Annotated in this window: 8 protein-coding genes and 2 pseudogenes; 6 read left to right on the top strand and 4 right to left on the bottom strand. The window is 69.3% G+C overall.

The features are described from left to right. Window positions 1-67: 67 nt before the first annotated feature. Window positions 68-3,877, top strand: coding sequence for a type I polyketide synthase (locus ACBI99_RS32745; protein ID WP_375074238.1), 3,810 nt, complete (start codon window positions 68-70; stop codon window positions 3,875-3,877). Window positions 3,878-3,965: 88 nt separating this feature from the next. On the opposite strand, the gene ACBI99_RS32750 is transcribed toward ACBI99_RS32745, so the two are convergent. After that, window positions 3,966-4,673, bottom strand: coding sequence for a hypothetical protein (locus ACBI99_RS32750; RefSeq protein WP_375074239.1), 708 nt, complete (start codon window positions 4,671-4,673; stop codon window positions 3,966-3,968). A gap of 325 nt (window positions 4,674-4,998) precedes the next feature. On the opposite strand from ACBI99_RS32750, the gene ACBI99_RS32755 reads away from it, so the two are divergent. The 3 genes from ACBI99_RS32755 (at window position 4,999) to ACBI99_RS32765 (ending at window position 10,400) form a co-directional block, all read left to right on the top strand. Beyond that, entirely contained in the window at window positions 4,999-5,541 is a 543-nt protein-coding gene (locus ACBI99_RS32755; RefSeq protein WP_375074240.1) for a hypothetical protein, read from the top strand. A 66-nt stretch (window positions 5,542-5,607) separates the two neighbouring features. Further along, on the top strand, window positions 5,608-6,462 hold the full coding sequence (locus ACBI99_RS32760; RefSeq protein ID WP_375074241.1) for a hypothetical protein: 855 nt from the start codon (window positions 5,608-5,610) through the stop codon (window positions 6,460-6,462). Further along, the gene (locus tag ACBI99_RS32765; RefSeq protein WP_375074242.1) at window positions 6,459-10,400 is read left to right on the top strand and encodes a CHAT domain-containing protein; all 3,942 of its coding nucleotides are present in this window, start codon (window positions 6,459-6,461) and stop codon (window positions 10,398-10,400) included. Before ACBI99_RS32760 ends, ACBI99_RS32765 begins: the two co-directional genes overlap by 4 nt. Window positions 10,401-10,559: 159 nt before the next feature. On the opposite strand, the gene ACBI99_RS32770 is transcribed toward ACBI99_RS32765, so the two are convergent. Together ACBI99_RS32770 and ACBI99_RS32775 are read right to left on the bottom strand one after the other, a co-directional pair. Beyond that, on the bottom strand, window positions 10,560-11,438 hold the full coding sequence (locus ACBI99_RS32770) for a hypothetical protein (RefSeq protein WP_375074243.1): 879 nt from the start codon (window positions 11,436-11,438) through the stop codon (window positions 10,560-10,562). 212 nt (window positions 11,439-11,650) lie between these two features. Continuing rightward, window positions 11,651-14,671: a DUF3427 domain-containing protein gene (locus tag ACBI99_RS32775; RefSeq protein ID WP_375074244.1), complete on the bottom strand. Its 3,021-nt coding sequence runs from the start codon at window positions 14,669-14,671 to the stop codon at window positions 11,651-11,653. Between the two features lie 1,058 nt (window positions 14,672-15,729). On the opposite strand from ACBI99_RS32775, the gene ACBI99_RS32780 reads away from it, so the two are divergent. Beyond that, complete coding sequence (locus ACBI99_RS32780) at window positions 15,730-17,190, top strand: S1 family peptidase (RefSeq protein ID WP_375074245.1); 1,461 nt, start codon at window positions 15,730-15,732, stop codon at window positions 17,188-17,190. A 776-nt stretch (window positions 17,191-17,966) separates the two neighbouring features. Continuing rightward, window positions 17,967-18,152 (top strand): annotated as a pseudogene (locus tag ACBI99_RS32785) (IS5/IS1182 family transposase); the annotation flags it as partial. Window positions 18,153-18,224: 72 nt separating this feature from the next. Here ACBI99_RS32785 and ACBI99_RS32790 read toward each other — a convergent pair. Beyond that, a pseudogene (locus ACBI99_RS32790) lies at window positions 18,225-19,458 on the bottom strand (IS256 family transposase). Window positions 19,459-19,714: the final 256 nt, after the last annotated feature.

Consider the following 19,714-nt stretch of genomic DNA (forward strand, 5'->3'; position numbering starts at 1 on the left):
TAGTCATCGAAGGGAAACGAGCGCGATGGTCGATAGTCCGAGCGGGATCCGGCCGGAACCGGTGGCGGTGATCGGGATCGGTTGCCGCTTCCCCGGCGACGCCGGCTCACCTGACGCGTTCTGGGACCTGCTGTGCGACGGCCGCAACACCACCCGGCCGCTGCCCGCCGAACGCTGGCTCCCGTACGAGAACCGCAGCCCCGAGGACGCCGCCGCGCTGCGCGACGCCGTGCGCCACGGCAGCTTCCTGAACGACGTCGAGGGCTTCGACGCCGAGTTCTTCGGGCTGTCGCCGCGCGAGGCCGAGCTGATGGACCCGCAGCAGCGGATCCTCATGGAGACCGCGTGGGAGGCGCTCGAACACGCCGGCCTGCCCCCGCACGAGCTGGCCGGCACCGACGCCGGGGTGTTCGTCGGCGTGTGCACCGCCGACTACGGCAGCCGCCTGCTGGAGGACCTGCCCCAGATCGAGGCGTGGACCGGCATCGGCGCCGCGACCTGCGCCGTCGCCAACCGCATCTCCTACTCCCTGGACCTGCGCGGGCCCAGCATGGCCGTCGACACCGCCTGCTCGGCGTCGCTGGTCGCGCTCCACCTCGCCGCGCAGAGCCTGCGGCTCGGCGAGAGCGACGTCGCCCTGGCCGGCGGCGTCAACCTGCTCGTCACCCCCGGCCAGACCCTCACGCTCGGCACCGCCGGAGCCCTGGCCCCCGACGGCCGTTCCAAGTCGTTCGACGCCGCCGCCGACGGCTACGGGCGCGGCGAGGGCTGCGGCGTCGTCGTGCTCAAACGGCTGTCCGACGCCCGCCGCGACGGCGACCGCGTCCTCGCGCTCGTCATCGGCAGCGCCGTCAACCAGGACGGGCACACCAACGGCATCATGGCGCCGTGCGGCGAGGCGCAGGAACACGTGATGACCAGGGCGCTGCGCCAGGCGCGCGTCTCGCCCGCCACGGTCGGCTACGTCGAGGCGCACGGCACCGGCACCCGCCTCGGCGACCCGCTGGAGGCCGGCGCCCTCGCCGCCGTCTACGGCACCGGCCGCGCGCCCGGCGACCCGTGCCTCATCGGCTCGGTCAAGTCCAACATCGGCCACCTCGAAGGCGCCGCCGGCATCGCCGGGATCATCAAGGCGGTGCTCGCCCTCCACCGCGGCGAGATCCCGCCGACCGTCCTGACCACCCCGAACCCGGCCATCGACTGGGAGAGCTCCGGGCTCAGCGTCGTCACCGAACGGACGGCCTGGCCCGAGAGCGACCACCCCCGCCGGGCGGGCGTCTCCAGCTTCGGCTACGGCGGCACGGTCGCGCACATCCTCCTCGAACAGGCTCCTGCGGAAGCGGCGAAGCCGCCGGCGGGCGAGCCGGCCGGGGTGCGGCAGGGGGAGCTGTCTGCGGCGCGGCAGGGGGAGCTGTCTGCGGCGCGCCTGTTCCCGGTGTCGGCCGCGTCGGAGGCGGCGCTGCGCCAGTACGCGGGCACGCTCGCCGAACAGCTCAAGCGCCTCGACCTCGCCTCGGCCGGGCACACGCTCGCCCTGCGGCGCACCCACCTCGGCCGCCGAGCCGTCGTCATCGGCGCCGGCCACGACGAGGTGACCACCGGCCTGCGCAGGCTCGCCGACGACCTGCCGTCCGAATCCGTCCTCACCGGCGACGTGCTGCCCGACCTGGGCCCCGGCCCCGTCTGGGTGTTCTCCGGGCAGGGATGCCAGTGGCGCGGCATGGGCCGCGACCTGCTCGCCGAACCCGAGTTCGCCGCCGTCGTCGACGAGATCGAGCCGATCTTCGCCGAGGAGATCGGCTTCTCCCCCCGGCAGGTCCTCACCGAGGGCGCCCTGGACGGCATCGACCGCGTCCAGACCATGATCTTCGTCATGCAGCTGGGACTCGCCCGGCTCTGGAACGCGCACGGCGTGCGGCCGACGGCCGTCATCGGCCACTCCGTCGGCGAGATCGCGGCGGCCGTGACAGCCGGCGCGATGAGCGTCGCCGACGGCGCGCGCCTGATCTGCCGCCGCTCCCGGCTGCTGCGCCAGGCCGAGGGCAAGGGGGCCATGGTGATGGCCGGACTGTCGTTCGAGGAGGCGGCCGAGCGGCTCGCCGGCCGTACCGACCTGGTCGCCGCCATCGCCTCCGCGCCCGGCTCCACCGTGCTGTCCGGCGACGTCGCCGCCGTCGAGGCGGTCCTGAACGAGTGGCCCGCCGAAGGCATCGTGGTCCGCCGGGTCGCCTCCGACGTGGCCTTCCACAGCCCCCAGATGGAACCGCTGGCCGTCGAGCTCGCGGCCTCGCTCGCCGACCTCCCGTTCGGCGCGCCCCGCATCCCCATGTACACCACCGCGCTGCCCGACCCCAGGTCGACGCCCGTCCTGGACAGCGCCTACTGGGCGGCCAACCTCCGCGACCCGGTACGCCTCGCCGCTGCCACGACCGCCGCCGCGCAGGACGGCTACCGGGCGTTCCTGGAGATCTCCCCGCATCCCGTGGTCGCCCACTCCGTCACCGAGACGCTGGAGGAGGCCGGGTTCGAGGACGTCTTCGTCGGCACGACGCTCCGCCGCAACCAACCCGAGCAGGCGACGTTCCTGACCGCGCTGGGCCTGGCGCACTGCCACGGCATCGACGTGGACTGGCGGCGGCTGCAGCCCGGCGGCGGCCTGGCCGACCTGCCGCCCTACGCCTGGCAGCACCGCCGCCACTGGCGCGACGCCTCCGGCGGCGACGACAACCGCGGCCACGACGTACGCTCCCACACCCTGCTCGGCGCCGGCACGACCCTCGCGGGCAGCGCGACGCGCCTGTGGCGCACCAGCCTGGAGGACGCGAACCGCCCCTACCCGGGCAGCCACGCCGTCAGCGGCATCGAGATCGTCCCTGCCGCGGTCCTGGTGAACACATTCCTGGAGGCGGCCGGTACGGGAGCGGCCGGTTCTGGGGAGGGCGCATCGCCGCCCGTACTCTCCGACGTGGAGATGATGCACCCCCTGATGACCGCCGAACGCCGGCAGATCCAGGTCGTCCACGAGCCTCCCGCGATCCGGCTCGCCGCCCGCACGCCCGCCACCCCCGGCGAACCCGAACCCACCTGGCTCGTCCACGTCACCGCGTCGACCGGCGCGGCCACCTGGGCCCCGGACGGCGCACTGCCCGGAGCGGACGCGGCCGGACTCACCCCGGTCGACCCGGGTTTCGTCCACGCCCGGCTGGCCGCCGTCGGCGTCCCCACCACGGGCTTCGACTGGACGATCGAGACGCTGCTGGGCCGTGACGGCGCCCTCCGCGCGACCGTCCACACCCCGCACCCCGCCGACACGCCCCCCACCTGGGCGCCGGCGCTCGACGCGGTGATGTCCGTGGCCCCCTGCGTGTTCCCCGGCGACCCGGTGCTGCGCATGGTCGTGCACATCGACGAGGTGGCGCTGACCGGCGCCCCGCCGGCCACCGTCATCATCGACGCCGCCGTGGACCCGGCAGCCGACGACACGGTCCTCGCCCTCCTGGCCGACGCCGACGGCCACGTGATCGGCCACGTGATCGGCCTGCGCTACCCGGTCATCGACGCACCCGTGGCGGCCGAGGACGACCTCCAGGAGCCCGCGGAATCGCTCGCCGGGCTGTCACCGGAGAAGCTGCGCGCGTACGTCCTCGACGAGACCCGCGCGGAGATCGCGTCGGTGATGCGGCTCGCCCCGGCAGACCTGGCGATCCGCCGCCCACTCGTCGAGCAGGGGCTCGACTCGGTGATGACCGTCATGGTCAGGCGCCGCCTGGACAAGCGCTTCGGCTGCCGCCTCCCCGCGACCCTGCTGTGGCAGCAACCCACCATCTCCGCCATCGCCGACCACCTGACCACCCTGCTCACCCCCGCCCAGGACTGACCCGCCCGGCCGACGCACCCGCGTCGGCCGGCGTCAGGTCGTCAGCTCGCCCCGGGCGAAGGTCATGCCGTCGTGCCCTCGCCCAGAATCAGCCGGCCGAGCCAGGGGAGAGCGGACCATACCGCAAGTACGAATAGAGGGCATCGGTCGGCAACGCAGCCCAATTACCCGGATAAATCTCCCCATGCTCCGGTTCAGAACAGCAGGTGATGTAATGCGTCATGAACCGATGAATCTGAACCGGCGTACGAATCTCCACGGCATTCGGAGGTATCTGCAGTTCTTGGAACGTGTGCCCCGAGTATGAGTAAGCGAGCCGCCGATCACGCGAACGCGCCTCGTTGGCCGTACGCGCGTTCCACACGCTGACCCGCAGGGACAGCGAATCCACCAGCCACAACTCGTAGTCGTCGCGATGATCGGCGAGGTAGGTGATGTAGCGGCCCATGACGCTCCGCGCGACCACCTCGGCCCGCTCGGCGAACGTGATCCCGTCGGAGTGCTCGCTGGGCGCCGGGTGCCAGCCCTTGGCATGCTGGTCGGTGTATTCGACCAGGTAGACGAACTCGTCGGCGATCTCGGGTGCGCCCGACTCGTCGAGTTGATCGGCCGCGATCGCCGAGAGCCGAGCCCAGTCAGCGATGCCCGCATACAGCGTCGCCTGCTGCCTGGATGGCGGGACCCCGTCCTGGGGGGTGGTCTCGTCCAGGTTCGGCATGTTGAGCAGGGCCGCGACCTGGTGGAGCCGGCGAGGGGGAACCAGACGGTCCCGCGCTTCGGTGAGATCGTTCGTCACGGCCTTCAGTGTGGCGTGGCGCCCAATGGTGAGTCATAGGAAAGCCCAAAAGATCTTCCTAGCGCTCTTCTCCATAGACGCAATGCGCGCTCCAGAAGCCCTTTTATCTGGAAATATCCGGGCAGCCCGGAAGTCCTTCCGCCCAACCCCGAAACCTTGCCCTGTACCCGGGACCCCGACCTGCCATTGATCACGCTCTGGCCGAGTTTTCCCGGATCGCCCCTCGGCCAGGCTTCCTGCGTCATCCTAGGCATACGGTCAGCGTCGCCGTCTCCACGGAGGGTCACGCATGTCGCTCTTCCCCTCGTCGGCATCCGACTCGCAAGTGTCGCTACGCAAGCTGGCGACCACCGACTTCCTGGTGGTCGGCGCACCTCCCGCCGCGGGCGCGGCGCAGGAGGTCAGGTTCCTCGTCGTCCGTACTTCCAGGGACGGCATCGTCGGGCTGCTGCGCGGCGGTTCCACGGCAGGTCCGGATCAGGCCCCGGCGGCGGGGGCGCTGGTCGTGCCGGAGGAGACCCCGATCGGGGACCTGCTCGCGCCGGGCGCGGCGAGCCTGTTCGACATCGATCCCGACCCGGCGGGAGTGGTGCTCGTCTCGCCCACGGGAGCGCCGACGGCTGTCGTGCCCCAGGAGGTCATCGACGACTTCTTCGCCACGCAGGCCGCCGAGCGCTCGCTCGGTCCCGGTGGAGAGGCGGGCGACAACCGGTTCCCCGACCTGCCGGATCAGGGCCGGCCGCACTACCGGCTGCTGTGCCGGGAGCCCGGGTGCGGCTGGCCGAACGAGATCACCGAATGGAACCGGCTCCGCCCGCTGAAATGCGGCAACCCGGTCATGGAGCACGACATCCGGCTGTACGCATAACCCGGGGCGACGCTGATGCTGCCGTTGCTGACAGGCCCGGTCGATCGCCGTTTCATGCTGACCGCGGTGCTCCCCGCGCTCCTCCTCTGCGCCGGGCTGTTACTCCTCTGGGCGTACGTGACCGGCCTCTCCCAAGCCCTGGCCGGGTGGAAGGCGCTCGACGCCACCGTCCAATGGCTGGGCTGCGGAGCGTTCGCCGTCGTCGTCGCGTTCGTCTCGCTGCTGCTCACCGCGGCGCAGCCCAAGCTGGTCGAGCTGTTCGCCGGCACGTGGCCGACACCTCTCGGGCGGGCCGCGGCTCGCGTCTGGTCCGCCTACCACAGGGCGCGGCTGCGGCGCTGGAAACGCCTCAGCCGCACCGGATCGCGGCACAAGCAGGCCCGCGCCCGCAGGGCGCTCTCCACCGTCTACCCGTCCCCCGACGTGCCCGAAGAGGTGCTGCCGACCCGGTTCGGCAACGCGCTGCGCCGCTCCGAGCAGTACGCGCGCGCCCGCTACGGCATCAGGCCGAGCTCGGTGTGGCCCCGCCTGCAGCCGATGCTCACCCAGCAGTCCCTCGTCGACCTCGCCGCCGCCCGCACCAACATGATCCTGATGCTCACCCTCACCGTGGTCGCCTGCGTGTTCACGGTCGCCGCGCTGGCGGCCCTGGCGCTCTCCGGCCGCGAGAGCCTTCCGACGGCCGTGTGCGCCGCGACGGGCCTGGTCGTCGCCCTGGCCGCGCACCGAGCCGCAACCCCCGCGGCGGTGCTGTACGGCGGGCATGTCGAGGTCGCGTTCGACCTGTACCGGCGCACCCTGCTCGGGCAGCTCGGGATCGAGCCGCCGGACACGCTGCAGGACGAGATCGTCCTCTGGGAGCGGCTCGCCGCCTTCTGGGACGGCGGCATCCCCTTCGACGTTCCCTGGAGTGCCGGATGACCCTCGCCGACCCGCTGTGGTGGTGCTGTTTCGGCGTCGCCGTGGCCATCTGCGTGGCCGAACACCGGCGGACCCGGCCGCGTCGCCGCAGCAGGATGCCCGCGTGGCGCCGCAGGGCCGTCCGCAACAAGCAGGCGCTCTCAGCACTGCTCGTCATAGCGATCTTGGCCGCCGTCCTCCTCGTCCTCACCCCGGTCCTGCGGCCCGTAGCGGACACGGCGGCCGGAGCCGTCGTGCTCGGCGTGCTGCTGGGGCTGCTCTCCTTCGCCGGCCTGACGTACCTGCCGGTGGCGGCCACGATCACGTACGGCCCCGTCCTGGGGGACGAAACGCTCTGGGCGGCTGTGGCGCTGCCGGTCGTCGCCGCCGGAGCGCTCGGCGAACTCGCCGACTGGTGCATGACCTCCCGGGGCTGGAGCCGGGATCCAGGCTGGCGACTCGAACGGCTCCGGTGGGCGACCTGGTCACTCCGGTCACGCAACGAGCAGCGTACGGCCGACCGCGAGCAAGGCAGAGCGGACCAGATCGCCCGTCAGCGGACGATTCTCACCGTCCCGCCCAGCCGCTGGGGGGCTTTCAGCCGGACGCTGCTGTGGTCGCTGATGATTCTGCCCGGCGCTGTGGTCGTGCTGGTCTCGGCGGGGGCGTTGGCAGGGGCGGTGCCGTCCGGGCTGCCGCCCGGCTTCCTGATGGCCTCGCTGCTGGGAGGCTGGCTCGCGATCCTGGTGGTCGCCGCGTTCATCACCGTCACCAGCGGTGACGCACCGCTCGCCCGGGAGGCGCTGTCCACCGGAGCCGTCGCCGAACTGGCCCTGATGGCGTATCTCGTCGCGGGCCCGTTCGGTGACTGGCTGGCCTCGGCCTGGCCACGGGACGGGTCGCCGCTGTGGACCCTGGCCGTCGTGGGCGTCTACCTCCTGGACTCCCACGCCCACAGGCCGCTCCGCACGTCCGTCCCGGCGATCAACGCCGCGTACGCGGTGGTCATGTTCCCGGTCGGGCTGCTGGCGCTCACGCTGTCGGACAGAGGACTGACGCTGCTGCTCATCGGCACGCTCGTGCACCCCCATCCCGGCATCGTCATGGCCGGGCTGACGCTCAGCATGATCTACGTGTTCCGTGCCGGGCTGGTGATGTGGCGTCTGCCGAACCCGAGGGTGACGATCGCCCGGCTGCGCCGCAGCCCTGAACTGCAGCGGCTCAAGCTCTGGGGATCGTGGCTGCACACGTGGGAGAGCGGACTCCCGCGGCGCAGAGGCATGGATCTCATCCGGTGGCTGGGGATCGTCCCGCTCCAGATGAGCCAGGGCGTGCCCGTACACCGCCGGGGCGCGGTCCACCAGCAGCCGGGGCTGTCCGAACAGCACATGCTGCCGCTGTTCGACCTGGTGGAGGAAGGGCTGGAGCTGGCCGGGCGGGTGGCAGAACGCCAGCCGGACACCGTCCAGGACAAGATCTTCGAGGCCATCCGCGGGGAACGGGGATGGGCGACGCTGATGCACTCCCAGACCCTGCTCGCCCTGCGCCGGATCGAGGAGGCGGAGATCCTCGGCGCGCAGGCCGTGGAGCTGTTCGACCGCACCGAGCGGCGGTCCGCCGCCGCACTGGCCCGGGTCGCGCACGGCATGACCCTGGCCGAGCTCGGCAGGGACGGCGACGCGCTGCGGCTCCTGCGCGGCGTGGCCGACGACGCGGCGATCGATCCCGGGGTGCGAGAGCTGGCGGCCCGCCGCGGGGTCCCCCTTGCCCCGCCCGGGGCGGACCAGGCCTCCTGGCTCGAGCTCGCGGGAAGCGTACGGTCCCCGGCGGCATTCAAGGCGTTGCTGAGCGAGGACGAGGAGCCGCGCGGTGAGCGATATCCGCCGCTCACCCGGCACGCGATCCTCGCCGTCGGCCGGCGGATACTCAAGCGGCTGCGCCGGTCGGCCGCCGACGGGACGGCGCTCTATCCGACACCGTTCACCGCGCACCTCGAACTGCTCGCGGGCGCCCGCGAGGACGCGTCCGACGGCCGGACCCGACGGGCGCGGCGGGAGCTGCGTAGAGCCTTGGCCTGGGCCAAGGCCAACGGTCAGCGGCTGGCGGCGGCCGAGACCGGCATCGAGCTCGCCCGCCTGGACCGCATGGTCGACCCCGGCAGCGCCTACCGGCTGCTGTCCGAGGCGCGCGCCACGCTGGAGGAACTGCGCGCCGACTACCTGGAGCCCGACGCCCGGATCACGCAGGGCAGGCTGCTCGCCGAGGCGTGCGCCATGACGGTGGACCTGCTGACCGCCGGTGTGCCCGGCCCGGCCCGGCTGTGGCCGGCGGATCCCGCCGCCGCCGCGCTGGAGGTGAGCGAGCTCGGGCGGGCGCGTGTCCTGCTGGAACTCCTGGGCGACGGCGTGCTGAGCAGGGCGAGCGGGCACTGGGCGGCGGCCGAGCGCCGCGCGGTCGAGGCCGAGAGCGCGGCGCGTACCAAGGTGTCCGGCACGGACGGCGCCGCCAGGGCCGCGGCGATCGGCACGTGGCGCACCGCGCTGCGGGAGCTGAACGAGGTCTGGGCAGGCATGGAACGCCAATCAGCCGCACCGGAGCTGGCCGAGTACGCGGCGCTTCGCCGGGGCACCCCGGCCGGGACGAGCGAGATCCGCGCGCTCCTCACCGGGTCCGCGACACTTCTGCTCGCCTTCCACGTCACCGAGGGGCCCGTGGTCACCTTCGGCGTCACCGGTGCGTACGACGGGGTCCGGGTGATCCGCGACCCGCACTCCGGTCTGAAGGCACGGACCCCGGATCAGCGCCCGGGCCAGGCTTCGGGCACGCCGAAGGAGCTGGCGAGCCGGTTCCTGGCCGAGGCCGGGGAGAACTACGCGGGCCTGCCGGCCCCCGCGCTCCGCTGGAGCGAACCGGGTGACGTCATCTGCCTGGTCCCGCACGGCCCACTGCACCAGGTGCCGCTCGGCGCGCTCGACCTCGATCTCGGCGACGGGGTCACGGGCCCCCTGATCACCCGCAACCCGGTGGTCTACCTGCCCAGCGCCTCGGCGCTGCGGCACGTCCGAGCACGTACGAAGCCGCGTACGAGTCCGCGTACGAGTCCGCGAACAGGGACCCGGCGCGCCGGGGCGATCGTCGTGGCGGACTCGATGGCCGACGCGCCCGTGGTGCACGGCCGCCTCCAGGCCGCCGATCTGGCCGCCCGGTTCGGCGCCCGCGTCCTCAGCGGAACCGAGGTCACCAAGGAGCGGGTCCTCGCCACCCTCGCCGAACAGGGCCGCCTCGACCTGCTGCATCTGGCCTGTCACGGGTTCTTCGACTCCGAGGAGCCGCTCAGGTCCGGCGTCCATCTGGCGGCAGGCGACCTCCTTACCGCGGCGGACATCCTCGACCTGCGCCTGGACGCCGACCTGGTGACGCTCGCGGCCTGCGACAGCGGGCTCGGCAGGCACCGCCCCGGCGACGAGCTCATCGGCCTCACCCGCTCGCTCCTCTACGCCGGAGCGGCGTCCGTGCTGGTCACGCTCTGGAAAGTGGAGGAGATCTCGACCGTGCTCCTGCTGCGCGAGTTCTACGCCCGGTGGGCGTCCGGCACGTCGAAGGCCGAAGCGCTTCGCCAGGCCCAGCTCTCGCTCGCGGCCCTCCGCCCGGACCGGCTGATCTCCTACCATCAGCAGATCCGCGCCGAGCTCGGCTCATCGGACGCCGGCACGCGACGACAGCTCGACCGCGGATTCGCCGACGCGCTGCTCAAGGCCCGCCGGTTCGCCGAGGCGTACGCGGCCTACGAGGAACTGCTCGCGGCCGCCGCGCCGGACTCGCCGGAGGCCCTGGAGCTCACCGCCCTGCTCGCGCGCTCCCGCCGGGCGAGCCGGGCAACGCCAGCGCCGACCGGCTACCGGCCTTACGCCGATCCGTACTATTGGGCGGGGTTCACCCTGGTGGGCGCCTGGGAGTGACCTTGGGCCGCCGGTAAGTGGACGGCCATCGCGTGATCCTTCGAACGGTGTGCATCCACGAAGGAGGCCAGGCGATGGCCGCAGATCACAGTCTGACGGCCGAGCAGTCGCCGGCCAGGCAGATCGGGACCGGGGACTCCGACTTGTTGCACGCGGGCCTCAGGTCTGATCGGCGGCTGCCGAGCCGTCCGAATCCTGGGTCACGGGTTCCGGGCCGTTGCGGAACCGGTAGCCGGTCGACCGGAGATGCCGGTATTCGAGCACGGCCAGCACCAGGGCCGTGGCGGCGCCGCAGAGGTTCAGCGTGAGCCACAGCCAGTCGGGCACGCCCTTGGTGTCGCGCGTGATGAGCTCCTGGCCGCTGATCAGCAGCATGAGCACCGTAGTGCCGATCGGCGCGAGCAGCGGATGGACCTCGCCCATCCAGAACCCGGTGCGCGCCGCCCAGTAGATCGTGCAATACCAGAGGCCGAAGAACCAGGGAACGAGGACGATCGCCGCGAGTATCGCCACGAGAACCCAGAGTGCCGCGCTCCCTGAGGCGTTGATGTCGATGTCACTGGTGAACTCGGCCTCACCATTGGCCAGCGAGGCGAAACTGAGGTTGCCGGCCGCGGCGAAAATCAACACGATCGGCAGGTAGAAAAGGGCCAGCGCGAGCACCGAACGCCCTATCAGCCGCAACACGCCGGGCAGCAGCTGGGCGCGGAGCCCGGAGCGCGTGACGACGAATATCGCGAGCAGCGCCAGCGGCAGCAGGATGACGGCCAGCCGCCCGGTCTCCATCGCCTTCTGGATGATGTTGCCCCAGACGTCCTGGTAGTGGGAGGTCGCCACCAGGATCACGCCGAGGCCGACAATCGACCGCCAGAACGCCAGCCGGTCCAGCATCCGGTCCTTGGGCGACGGGCCGACCCGGGGCTTGTACAGGAACTTCGCGGTCATCCAGGGAAAGAGCACGGTGGCGATGACGCGCCAGGTCGATTTGCGGCCACCGGGCTCGAGCCTCTGACCGTCGTTCGTCTGCACTGCGGACATCTGGCTCCTCTGCGATATCAACCCGGTACCGCGGACCCCTCGTCTAGCAGGTTGACCGTATAACCAGCGAGTTGGTTCGCACATCCGGTCAAATGTGAGTGGAGTCACAAAGTGCTTGGCGAGCCGACCAACTCGGACAGCATTGCAGGGCATTCCCCGTAGCCTGACTGCTCTATGCCTGATCTGAGCGACTGAGGTGAGGACCGGGTGGCTCAGCCGGCGGTTGCCTTGGCGTAGTGGAATACCTCAGGTGGGAGCCGGTGGTCCAGGCGCCAGACGAAGCGGACGGGTCGCTCGCCCTCGTGGCTCACGTACCGCATCGGCCCCGCGTACGTGTACGGCGGGGCGCCCAGTCCCTCGTCGCGCTTGGACTGCCTGATGAGGAGGTGGATCGTGGATTCGCCCGTCACGTAGCGGCGGGCGGTGGCAGCCGACGAGCGGAGGGTGCTCTGCGACTCCCACTGGAACAAGTCCTCGCTGATCGCCCGGTCGGCGTAGAGCGTGGTGGGGGAGTAGTGGTCCTCCACCTTGTCGATGGTGACGAAGAACAGGTCCGCCCGGTGCTCCTGCACGTATTTGACGCCCTCCCGCATGTGCGCGGGCTTGTCGATGCCGAAGGCGGCCAGCACCTCGTTCTTGCTGTAGCGGGCGTGCACGTGCAGAGGTACGACGGGGTCCAGCGGCGGGGCCACGTGTCGCAGGCCGGAGCGGAGCACGTTCGCCAGCTCTTTCAGCTCATCCGCGCGAGCACCCGTGAGGCGAGCGAACCGGGTCTCCATCCCGGAGATCGGTTCGGTGCCGCCCCACAGCATCGCGTCCAGCATCGCCATCAGGCGTAGCTCGCGTGGCGATTGCGGAGCCTTTCCGGCCAGCACCTGGGTGAGAAAGGCCAGGCGTTCGACGTCGTCGATGTGCAACATACGGCCGAAGGCCCGTCCGAGCGCCTCGTCACCCGGCGTGCTGCTGAAGCCTGCCGCGTGCCGCAGTGAGGCCCAGCCCTGGCGGCTGCGACGGTAGAGGTCTTCGACGTCCAGCCCGGTCTCCTGCAGGAACGTGGGCAGATTGACGTCTCCGAGGTCGCGGAGTTCTCGTGCCAGGTCCCGCCAGCTGAGGTTGAGGGCCTGCCGGACATTGTCGAGGACGAGCCGGCGTACGTCCCGGTCCAGGTCGATCACGCAACCTGCCGGCAGCGTGGGGAAGCCCTGCTCGATTTCCCGGGCGATGCCGGTACGGCTGGCGCCGGTGAGCGCTCGATAGCGCCGGTCGAAGCGGAACTGTTTGTGCTGGTGGCCGACGAAGTCGAGCACGGTCAAGCACGGCTTGTCCTCGGCCAGCCGTAGCCCACGGCCGAGCTGCTGCAGGAAGACGGTGGCGCTGTCGGTAGGCCGCAGGAACAGCACGGTGTCGATCTCCGGGACGTCAACGCCCTCGTTGAAGAGGTCGACGGTGAACACGGCGTTGATCTTGCGGTCTCGCAGGTCACGTAGTGCCTGGTCCCGCTCGTCACGCAGGCTGTGCGCTGTGACGGCGACGGAGGGGAGCCCGGCTCGGGTGAAGCGGTCGGCCATGAAGCGGGCATGGTCGATGCTCACGCAGAAGCCGAGGGCGCGCATCCGCCCGACGTCGCCGATCTTGCGTTGCAACGCCTCCAGAACCACGGCGGCGCGGCGGTCGTTGCCGGTGTAGACGTTGGAGAGCTGGCCCACGTCATACCCCTGGCCCCGGCGCCAGCCGATCTGGCGCAGGTCGGTGCCGTCGTGGACGCCAAAATACTGGAACGAGGCCAGCAGCCCGCGTTCCAGCGCCTCCCACAGGCGGAGTTCGGCGGCGATACGGCCACCGAACCAGTGCTTGATGTCCTGCCCGTCGGCGCGTTCCGGCGTGGCGGTCAGGCCCAGGAGCACCTTGGGCCGAACTCCGGTGAGCAGTTTCCGGTACGTGGCGGCCTCGGCGTGGTGGAACTCGTCCACGATCACCATGTCGTAGCGGTCAGGCTCGAGGAGCGGGTTGGCGTCCAAGGTTTGGATCGAGGCGAACACGTGCCGCCACTGCTCGGGGCGGGCGCCGTCCACGTACAGCTCGCCGAACGTCTCGTCTCGCATCACCTGCCGGAAAGTGAGCAGGCTCTGCCGCAGAATTTCCTTGCGGTGAGCGACGAACAGCACCGACTCCGCCTGCCCGGCCGCGCGCAGCCGCCGGTAATCGAGCGCGGCGACGACGGTCTTGCCGGTGCCGGTGGCCATGACGACGAGGTTGTGCCACCGGTTGTGGATCTGCCGTTCGGCGTCGAGCTCGTCCAGGATTTCCCGCTGGTAGGAGTACGGCCGGACGTCCACGTGCGCGAAGTCGAGCACGACCGGCCGCCCGCCGGCCCGTTCGGCGGACAGGGCGCGGTCCAGCCGCTCGGCGTCATGCTCCGGGTCGTAGGGCTCGAACGACGGATCGCCCCAGTAGTCGTCGAAAGTGGCGGCGAACGTGTCGATCAGGTGTGGCTGTTCGGCCTGGGCAAGGCGGACGTTCCACTCAAGGCCGTGACTGAGAGCGGTGCGCGACAGGTTGGAGGATCCGACGTAGGCGGTGGACAGGCCGTTGCCGCGGTGAAAGAGCCACGCCTTGGCGTGCAGCCTGGTCATCCGGGTGTCGTAGGAGACGCGGATCTCGGCACCCATGGCCGCCAGCCGGTCCAGCGCAAGACGGTCGGTGGCGCCGATGTACGTGGTGGTAACCACGCGCAACCTGCCGCCACGCTTTAGGAATTCGTGGATCTCCTCGGCCAGGACGCGCACGCCGTTCCACTTCACGAACGCGCACAGCAGGTCGACGTGATCGGCGGAGGCCAGCTCCCGCTTGAGCTCATGGCCGATCTCCGGCTGTCCGCGGCCGTTGACCAGCAAGGCGCTTCCGGTGAGAGGGACCACCGGCCGCGCTGGGAAGCGCACGCGCCCGCCCGCGTCCCGGCCCCTGGCGATGCCCAGCAACTCATCTGCGGCTTCAACGAGTTCCTCGGGCGAAGCGGCCTCGGGCACCAGTTCACCGATCAAGTCGGCGACCCGGTTGACGATCTCCACCTGCCGCGCCAGCCGCACCGTGTCGCTCTCACCCCGCACCGAGCGGAGCGCCCGGCGAGTGAGGGCGGCCAGATGCCGGGCCAGTGTCTCGTGAGAGTCGGCGAGATCCAAGGACCGGCGGTCGATCAAGTCGCGATCGGACACCGCATGCAGCAGGGCGCCCATCTCGCGGGTGATCAGATGCTGGTAGACACCCGGCTGAAGATCGCTCACCTCGGCGACTATAGGACGCGGCCGGCCAGAGCGGTATGCCTTTGCCGAGGTCGAAAAGTGCCTCCCTACTGCGGCTGATGGTGAACTGGATCGAGTGGTCGCATAGATCTGGCGCTGGGGCAGGGGCGATGAGCGCACCTGTACGAGTGGCTGCTTCTTCTGTACGTCCTGGGACATTCCCAGCGCACGACAACCCGTCGAGGCCGAGCCTGGCAACTGCTTAAGGAGTACGGGCCGTCCTGTGGCACGAGTTCCGACTATCCCGTCTACCTCGTGATCGACAGCCTCTGGCTGTAGAGACTCGCCGTGGGGCAGAGAGTCAGCGCCCGAAGCTGGGCCGCTGGACGAGGGCCAGGCCGCCGGACGCGTACACCCTGATCTGGCCGGCGCCATGTCGGAGGAGCCTGGCCTGCTGTGCGCATCGCCGCTACCTCTGGACGCCAACTTCGCTTCGTCTCTCTACCAGGACCTGCTGCACAGGTCGCCGCGTGTGCAGGCCACAGCGCGGAGATCCACTTGCGTGTCTACGCCAAGTGCATCGTCGGGTACAACGAAGGGGCCAAGCGTCGCATCCCTCTGAGTACGTGGGAGCGCTATCGCCGACCTGCACATTACCCCAGGCGGCAGAGGCCGTTCTGAAGCACTTCTATGAACCGGACATTACGGGCTTGCTGGGGGCTGGAGCGTGGAGGCGGTGCAGCACATCTGATCGTGGCAACAGTGTGGCGTGTCCAGAGTCGTGCGCACGTACAAGACTGCAGCGTCCCCCTAAATATGTCGAGCAAAAATATGTTCTTTGTTTGAGTACGCGATCGCCCACAGTCTGCGGAGGGCGACTGTCCAGATGCAATGCCAGCCCCACAGAATGAAAGAAATATCAAGCCTTACTCGTAGAAAAAGGCCATGTTAACTTCACCCCGGAACTCCCTCAAGTGCGTGGAGGTAAAGTGGCGGATCATTCTTCACAGTTAGCAGGCGGGACCGCGGCAAGGCGGATAACGTTCCTGGCCATGGTGGCGCTACTGCTGCCGTTATCGGCGTTCAGCCTCGCGGGTTCCCCCGCTGCAGCATCTCCCGCTCGGACCGAGTTCATGGTACTGGCCGCAGAGTCGCAACCGAAGGTCCACCGTCCAGCACTGGAAAGACTCAAGCGAAACGCGGCTCGCAAGGGGATCTCCCTGGAGCACGCCGTGGCCGCTTACATCGCGAACAAGGCAAAGACGGATCCGGCGGCGACCGCGAACTGGCCAGACGGCCCCGTCGATATCCCCGACGTCACCATCGATGATCTTTCCGCCGCGCACCTCGAAGTCCTGAAGGGTATGGCGCAGGCCCAAGGCGTCAGTTTCAGCGAGGCCATCGAGCGCCACGGATCATGGCCAGCGGCCAAACAGAAGCTGGTCCAGCTCCAGCGCACCTTCAAGGGCGATTTTGCTGGTGGCGAGCGCGCCGCCGACGGCTCACACGTCTGGCTCGGCTTCAAGGGGGATATCCCGGCGCCGGCCGTAGAAACTGCCAAAACCCTGCCCTTCCGGGTGGAGCTACAGGGCCGCCTGGGCTACACCGAGGCCGAGCTGAACGACACGAAGAAGCGTGTGCACCATGCCCTACGGGACGACCCTCGCTTCTCTGATGTGGCCAGCTACTACGACGCCAAGACCGGTACTGTGCACAGCCTCGTCGTCCCCGCAACCGCAGCTAAAGCGTCCGTCCAGGAGGACGCCGTCAGTTCGGCGGTGACCTCGCTGGTGACCAATCCGTCCATCACCGTGGACGTGACGGTCACGGAGAAGCCTGTCGCATCCAACTTCTCATCCACCACCACCGCCTCGGCCTCCACCTCTGCCGTGGACCCGTACATTCGGGGTGGGGGGAACCTCGGAGACTGCACGTCCAACTTCAATGTGGTAGCCACCTGGGACTATGAGACGCGGCGCCATGCCACGGCTGGGCACTGCTCTAATGGCGCACCGACGAGAACATACTGCAACTATCCCGTTGACGGAGGCAACTGCACCGGGATCAGCTTGACCAACTCATGCTGGTTGGGTTGCGACTACGGTGAAGCTGCGCTGTACACCCGGGGAGGTCTAACGCTCACCCGGACCTTCTACTGGAGTTCCAACCAGAAGGCATACGTGGATGCCGAGGATCCCATCCAGTGGGTCGGTGATGCCGTATGCAAGTGGGGGAAGAGCACCGGGACAACTTGCGGTACTGTGCAGAGAACCAACTGGTCCAACGGCACCGTAGATAATCTCTACGTCACCAGCGAACGTGCCGGGACCAAATGTGACGGTGGTGACAGCGGCGGCCCCGCCTTCACGGGAGGCCCGTCAACAGGCTTCACCGCATATGGCATCGTCGTCGGAGAGGGTGCACTCGCTGGCGAGACGGCACTGTACTGCGCGTACAGCCACGTGACGGTGTACCGCGACGCCTTCGGCTACAGGATTTGGAACCGCGAATAGAGGGGCTAGGAGTAGCGTAGAGGGTTGGACCGCGGCCTTATAAGGCGGTCCAACCCTCCTTGCCAGAAGGGTGGTCTCCGTGAGACGAGTGTCCGCAATCGCTGCGATGCTTGTGGCGGCCGTGAGTCTAGTGGCCTGCACTGCAGACGCTCGCCGAAGCGGGTCATCCGCTGCCGCTCCGCCTGCACCGTGCCCGTCGGACAAGGTATGCCACGTCGTTATCGGCACCGATCCGGCCATCGCTGTATACCACGGGGAGTTCTACTCCACCTTGATGCCGTTGACGGCACGGCTTGAGTGGGTGGAGAGTGAGTCGTGTCTTGTGGTTACGAGACATGGCGATCACGATCGTCAACTCAGGACGCTGATTCCCCTATGGCCCGAGGGGACGAAACCGGTCCGAGCGTCAGACGGCAGACGAGGCATCGAGATTCGCCAAATTGGACAGATTTTCGAGGGTGCATTATTTACGGCAGACGGCTCGGACTATCCGCCTAACCTCAAGCCGCCCGTCCCTGGAATCTCTACGCTTACTCAGCCGCCTGGCACGTGTACCGCCCATGATGGATTCTTCATCGTCGAGCCATCTGGGATTGGACGTTTGAAAAGTTAGTTTCGCGGGCCCTCTACGTTAGATGCGGCGCATAGTGAGCCATTTCCATCCTGAAGCGCCAGGTCACAAGCATGTTGCAGGCTCTCGATCTTGACCTACAAGCAGAGAAGCCCCTGGTAGATGCGTTGTCGACCAAGAGCAACAGCATCCCCAGGAGCTTCGTGTGCTGTTCTATCGTGCTGCGCTGCCGTTGTCACGCCGGACGTTGACGTTCCTGTCCGGCCTCATCCGTCGTCATCGTAGGAAGATCGGCTCGCGCTGGCGCAGGCTCAACCCCGGCCAGCAGGCCATGCTCGCACTTGTCCACCTGCGCAAGGGTGAGCCGCTCACCGAACTGGCGGAAGGCTTCGGCGGGGTGGGCGTGGGCGGTCACGTCCCACTGAGTGGTGTAGTTCGGCTCTCGCGTGAGGCTCTGATTTGACTATGCCGTCATGAGTTCGGTGTGCGCCACCTCTTCCTGGTTGGTGCCGGGTGGGGTGAGCAGGGCCATGGAGCTTTCGGACAGGTAGCGGCGGTCGGCGACTTGCCATTCGTCGTGGGCTTCGACCAGGACGGCGCCGGCCAGCCGGAGCAGGGCTTCGGGATTGGGGAAGACGCCGATCGACGTCGGTGCGGCGTTTGATCTCCTTGTTGAGCCGCTCCAGCGGGTTGGTCGACCAGATCTTCTTCCAGTGCGCGGGCGGGAACGCGGTGAAGGCCAGGATGTCGTCGGCGGCCTCGTGCAGCATGGCCTCGACCTTGGGGAACTGGCGGCCGAGCATGGAAGCGATCACCGTGAGCTGGTCGCGGACCATGTCGGGAGTGGGCTGGGCGAAGATGGTGCGGATGGCGGCGGCGACCATCTCGGCTGACCCCTTCGGGACACTCGCGAGCACGTTGCGCAGGAAGTGTACGCGGCATCTCTGCCAGGCCGCGTCGAGCAGGACGGCGCCGATGGAGGCGACGAGGCCGGCGTGGGCGTCGCTGATGACCAGTTGCACTCCGGCCAGGCCGCGGGCCTTCAGCGAGCGCAGGAACGCGGTCCAGAACGCGCCGTCCTCGCTGTCGCCCACGGCGAAGCCGAGCACTTCGCGGCGGCCGTCGGCGGTGACACCGGTGGCCACGACGACGGCCTGGGAGACCACCCGGCGGTTGACGCGGGCCTTGCAGTAGGTGGCGTCCAGGAACAGATACGGGAAGCTCTGGCCGGTCAGCGAGCGGTCGCGGAAGGCGGACACCTCGCCGTCCAGGTCGGCGCAGATGCGTGAGACTTCGCTCTTGGAGATGCCGGAGTCCGCGCCGAGGGCCTTGACCAGGTCGTCGACCTTGCGGGTGGACACCCCGTGCAGGTAGGCCTCCATCACCACCGCGAACAGCGCCTGGTCGACGCGGCGGCGGCGTTCCAGCAGCGAGGGGAAGAACGAGCCGGTGCGCAGTTTGGGGATCTGCAGCTCCAGGTCCCCGGCGGTGGTGGTCAGGGTGCGGGGCCGGTGGCCGTTGCGCTGCGCGATGCGGTCCGGGGTGCGCTCGTTCGGGGCGGCGCCGATCACCGCGGTCAGCTCGGCCTCGATGAGGGCTTGGTAGATGGTCTCGGCGGCGTGCCGGATGCGCTCGCTCGCCTCGGAGTTCTTCAGTACCGAAAGGACTTCTAACAGGGCAGACTGGTCCAGGGCCATCGTGTGCTTCTCCTCTGGGTGTCACTTGGCGGTTTCACACAGAGACTCACGCGATGGCCTTCTTCGTTGAAGGCGACGCGCCGATGAGGGCTGGTTCTACACCACTCGACGGGACGTAACCGCGTGGTGGGGCGCCACCACGGCATGGCGCTACATTCGTGAGGCCATCGGACTGCTGGCCAGCCGTGCGCCTCGTCTCGACCAGGCGTTACGCGCGGCTCAACGCGCTGGATACGCCTTTGTGGTGCTTGACGGC

Source organism: Nonomuraea sp. ATR24 (assembly GCF_041950485.1).
In the GTDB taxonomy this organism is placed as follows: domain Bacteria; phylum Actinomycetota; class Actinomycetes; order Streptosporangiales; family Streptosporangiaceae; genus Nonomuraea; species Nonomuraea ceibae.